A 4,281-nucleotide genomic window follows, 5' to 3' on the forward strand; every position below is an offset into this window, starting at 1 on the left:
CCAATTACCAATTACCAATTACCAAATTTCCCATGTTTCAAACTACTCGCCGCCGCCTTGCTATTTGGTATACTGCCGTTACTGCTGTATTGTTACTTGTATTCGCCACTGGTTTCTATTTCTACGTTCGCAATACTTTGATCGATCGCATCGACGACACTCTCAATCACGTTGTAGAAATAGTAGAGCGAACTCTCGCGATCGAACCGGTAACTTCCCCGAGTAAGGGTGCTAAAACTAAGTTGCAAGTTAATATTCAAACGAGTTTTCGAGATAGCAGCGACGCAGTAGAAGACGACCACATTGATTTAGAATGGTTCAGTCCTACGGGCGAGTTGCTGTGGTCTACTTTGTCGGAACCGCTGAATGTTCCGATTCGCGCTAACCGCACGGGCGAAACGGTTTGGATAATTAATAATAAGTTGCAGCCGGATCAAAACTATTCTCTCAGACAAGTTACGCAGCGTGTGGAAATCGGCCGCCAAGTTTTGGGATATTTGCGAGTCAGCCATCCTTGGTTTGAAGTGACAAAACCGATCCGACAATTAATTTTTGATTTGATTTTGGGCGCGAGTTTAACTTTAATTTGTGTGGCGGCTATTGGCTGGTTGCTGTCGGGATTGGCGATCGCACCTGTGAGAGAATCTTACAGTCGTCTTAAACAGTTTACTGCCGATGCTTCCCACGAACTCAGAAATCCGATCGCCACTATTCAAACAAATGTCCAAGTAGCCTTGGCAGAACCGGACATCGAACCGCAGCAACACCAACAGCTACAGGTTATCGAACGCCTGACGCGCCGTTTGGGGCGGTTGGTTGACGATTTGCTATTTTTGGCCAGACAAGACAGCGGAATCGTGCAGCAGCAGTGGGTTGATGTTCCTCTCGATGCTTTGTTGATGGAGGTAATTGAAGAACAAATGGCGATCGCCCTTACCCAAAAAATCTCTCTCTGTTTGGAAATAATCGATTCGCCCGACACTGAAAATAACTTTACAGTTTTAGGCGACTGGGATCAACTAGCGCGACTGTTTACCAATCTTGTCAGCAACGCCGTGCAGTACACGCCATCGGGTGGGGAAATTGAAGTAGAATTGCAGTTGGCAGCTAAAAACAAAAGAAATTCGTCGGCGATCAATTCTGCACTGCAAATCAAAGTCACAGACACCGGCATGGGGATTGCCCCGGAAGCGCTACCGCATTTGTTCGATCGATTTTACCGCGCCGATCCCGCCCGCACCCACCGCAGCGCCGCCGGTTCTGGTTTAGGATTAGCCATAGCCAAAGCCATTGTCGAAAACCACCGCGGCCAAATCCGGATTGACAGCCAAGTCGATCGGGGAACCGCTGTTACCGTCACCATCCCCGCCCACAAATCAGCAGAAATCCGCCTCTAAACCTCTCTTCCTCTGTGCCCTCTGCGCCCTCTGCGGTTGATCCAAAAAATCTATCCCTCAAACCCTGATTCTTTCTACCTTGCGCCCAAACCCAGCTATTAAAATTCAATTCGGGCATAGATTAACATAAACTTTGTTGGAAATCTCGATCGAACTCGTGAGGAGTTATTTATGTTTCGCCACAATCTACCGTTCAAAAAAATCAGCTTGCTAGCAGCCACCTGCGGCGGTTTACTCGTCAGTCTCGCAACACTTGGACAAGCCGGCGGCCCCCCGCCCCAACCAGGAAAACCCGTATCCCAACCCGCAGCCACTCCCGCACCTGGAAAGCCTGTCAGCGAACCGAGTCCCGCTGCGAGTCCCAGCCCCGCTGCGAGTCCCAAGCCCAGCGGGATGCCCGCCACACCCCAAGATGCCCCCGCCCGATTCCCGATGCCAAGTGCGCGAGTTACGCCGATGGAGGGCATGGTAGTAATTAAACTCGTGAATACCACCAATGCCGTCATCAATTATCAAGTCATTGGTGTTACTCCACCGCGCACTCTGGGCGAACAATCGGAAATTTTACTGAAAAACATCAAAGTACCAATCACCTTCACTTACCAGCGCCCAGACGGCGGATTGCTGTTGGTGCGCCCGCAAGCAACCGCTACGCCGGGAATGTTGCAAGTCAGCTTTGGCGCAACAACAGACTTGGGCGTTGATACAAAATCGATGGAAATTCAGGAAGATGGCAAGGTAATTTTGAATTAAGTTGACTGGTTGACGGTTGACGGTTGACGGCAAAAGAGGAGACGGCATTGCCGTTTCCCTACCTTGAAATAATCATTAATATTCCATAACAGATGTAACCATCGCCCGATTAATTGTAGGGAAACGGCACTGCCGTATCCTGATTTCAGGTAATGGTAAAATCAACCGAATTGGATGATAAAGTTGCCCTCAGTGCGATCGAATATAACCATCAATCGCACGGCAGAAGAGGAGACGGCGATGCCGTTTCCCTACCCCAAAATAATCCATCAAACTCAATGACATCTGTAATCATCGCCCGATTGATTGTAGGGAAACGGCACTGCCGTGTCCTGATTTTTGCCGTGTCCTAATTTCTACCTAATTTCTGCCGTATCTTTCAATCAGCTAGTGACAAAGGAGGTAACTTAGTAAAAGGTAAATCCTCATTAACTGCATCAATTTCTTCCTGTTCTCTTTCATTAATTTGACCGATATAAGACTTAAGAATTTGCGCCAGACGGTTGTTATAAAATCGGTGCAAACTATAATTGGGCGTAGCTGGAAAGCCGCGCCGTTTTTTGTGCCTGCCGCCCGCGCCCGGATCGAAGGTTTGGATGCCCCGATCGATCGCCCATTCGATCGGTGTATAGTAACAAGCATCGAAGTGTAGGCAGTCAATTTCTTGCAAACTGCCCCAATAGCGTCCGTACATTCGATCGCCCTTATACAGACAAAAAGACATTCCCATCGGCTGTCTCTCATCTTCCTGATCATAGGCGGCGACAAACAAAACCCGATCGCGATAATTGTCATGCAACTGTTCAAAAAACCGCTTAGTCAAATACTTGCTTCCCCACCAGCCAAACTTGTCGCAAGTATTCTCATAAAAAGCATACATTTGCCCAAACATCGCTTGGGGAATTTCATCACCAGTCAAAGTTTTTACTAACAAACCGGCTGTTTCCACAGCCTTGCGTTCGCGCTTGATATTGCGGCGCTGGTTGGCATTAAATGCGCCTAGATAGCTGTCAAAATTTTGATAGCTTTGATTTTGCCAAATATAACTGTGGTGCAGCCAAGCGCTAAAACCATGCCGTTCCATGCGATCGCGCCAGACAGGATCGACATACAGGAAATTGCAACCAGAGATATTATGCCGATCGCAAAAATGGTCGATCGCACTTACCATTATGCCAGTTAACTCATCTTCATCTTCCCCCGGCGCAATCAAAAAACGATACCCTTCCGCCGGAGTAAACGGCGTCATTCCCATCAATTTCGGATAGTATTCAATACCCAAACGTTGAGCTAAATCGGCCCATTGATTATCGAATACAAATTCGCCGTAACTGTGACTTTTGACATAAAGCGGCGCACAAGCAATCAACTCTTTGTCTCGCCAGACAGTCAAGTGATGCGGTAGCCAACCGTTTTTACCTGTCGCGCTACCGGAAGTTTCGAGATTATTCAGCCAATCCCATTCGAGAAATGGCGTTTTTAGCGGCATCGCCAAGGCATCCCACGATGCTTGCGGGATGTCAGCTAGTTTGCTAATCCAGGCTACAGAATATTGAGGTTTCGGCTGTTTCAGCATAGGGAGATTTGAACGTAGAGCGATCGAACTTTATTTAACTTAATACAATTTCCCCTGCTTGTGTAATTACTCGCCACAGGCAAGATGCCTGTGCCACAAATGTTGTGGGGTGGGCTTCTAGCCCGCCCCAACTCTATAATGCAAAAACACCTCACCTCCCACCTGTTTAACCGTCAAAAGCTCTAATTTCGGCGCTAAATCGGCTAAAAAACCCTTTCCCTCGACAGGTGTCGGTGCATCCACGCCACCCAAAATTAGCGGGCATACCGTCAGCCAGAGCTCGTCTATCAAGCCCGCAGCGAGCACAGACGCGACGAGTTTTCCGCCTCCCAAAATTGCCAAACGTTTGATACCGAGGGTTTCTAGCTGTTGAAACGCATCAATCCAATCGATTTCTCCCTCGATGGTGTTGGTTGTTAAAGTGCGATCGAACTTACCGATTGCACCATTTTCAAGAACAGGCAAGATGCCTGTTCCACAAGACAATTCATCTATTGTGGAACGGGCTTCTAGCCCGTGCTCAGCAACAGGCAAGATGCCTGTTCCACAAGACAA

At 48.2% G+C, this 4,281-nt stretch carries 5 protein-coding genes; 3 read left to right on the forward strand and 2 right to left on the reverse strand.

Annotation, left to right across the window (positions count from 1 at the left end):
* Positions 1–32: 32 nt before the first annotated feature.
* From JGK20_RS33185 to JGK20_RS33195, 3 genes are all read left to right on the forward strand, one after another.
* Positions 33–1,397, forward strand: coding sequence for an ATP-binding protein (locus JGK20_RS33185; RefSeq protein ID WP_293185496.1), 1,365 nt, complete (start codon positions 33–35; stop codon positions 1,395–1,397).
* A 171-nt stretch (positions 1,398–1,568) separates the two neighbouring features.
* Positions 1,569–2,150 carry a hypothetical protein gene (locus JGK20_RS33190; protein ID WP_293189237.1) on the forward strand — a complete coding sequence of 194 codons (582 nt, stop codon included), beginning with the start codon at positions 1,569–1,571 and terminating at the stop codon, positions 2,148–2,150.
* A 152-nt stretch (positions 2,151–2,302) separates the two neighbouring features.
* Positions 2,303–2,503 (forward strand): hypothetical protein, encoded by a 201-nt coding sequence (locus tag JGK20_RS33195; RefSeq protein ID WP_293185499.1) that lies wholly within the window; start codon positions 2,303–2,305, stop codon positions 2,501–2,503.
* A gap of 26 nt (positions 2,504–2,529) precedes the next feature.
* Here JGK20_RS33195 and JGK20_RS33200 read toward each other — a convergent pair whose 3' ends face one another.
* Positions 2,530–3,726, reverse strand: a complete 1,197-nt coding sequence (locus tag JGK20_RS33200; protein WP_293212236.1) for a GNAT family N-acetyltransferase — start codon at positions 3,724–3,726, stop codon at positions 2,530–2,532.
* Positions 3,727–3,843: 117 nt separating this feature from the next.
* Positions 3,844–4,281, reverse strand: a 438-nt coding sequence (locus JGK20_RS33205) for a dihydrofolate reductase family protein (RefSeq protein ID WP_293185501.1), incomplete at its 5' end; no start/stop codon positions are given.

It is taken from the genome of Microcoleus sp. PH2017_05_CCC_O_A, from assembly GCF_020738785.1.
Classification (GTDB): Bacteria; Cyanobacteriota; Cyanobacteriia; order Cyanobacteriales; family Microcoleaceae; genus Microcoleus.

Bases quoted from the DNA above. Each gene is read 5' to 3' on its own strand.
- JGK20_RS33185 (WP_293185496.1), top strand. From the start codon at position 33: ATGTTTCAAACTACTCGCCGCCGCCTTGCTATTTGGTATACTGCCGTT.
- JGK20_RS33190 (WP_293189237.1), top strand. From the start codon at position 1,569: ATGTTTCGCCACAATCTACCGTTCAAAAAAATCAGCTTGCTAGCAGCC.
- JGK20_RS33195 (WP_293185499.1), top strand. From the start codon at position 2,303: ATGGTAAAATCAACCGAATTGGATGATAAAGTTGCCCTCAGTGCGATC.
- JGK20_RS33200 (WP_293212236.1), bottom strand. From the start codon at position 3,726: ATGCTGAAACAGCCGAAACCTCAATATTCTGTAGCCTGGATTAGCAAA.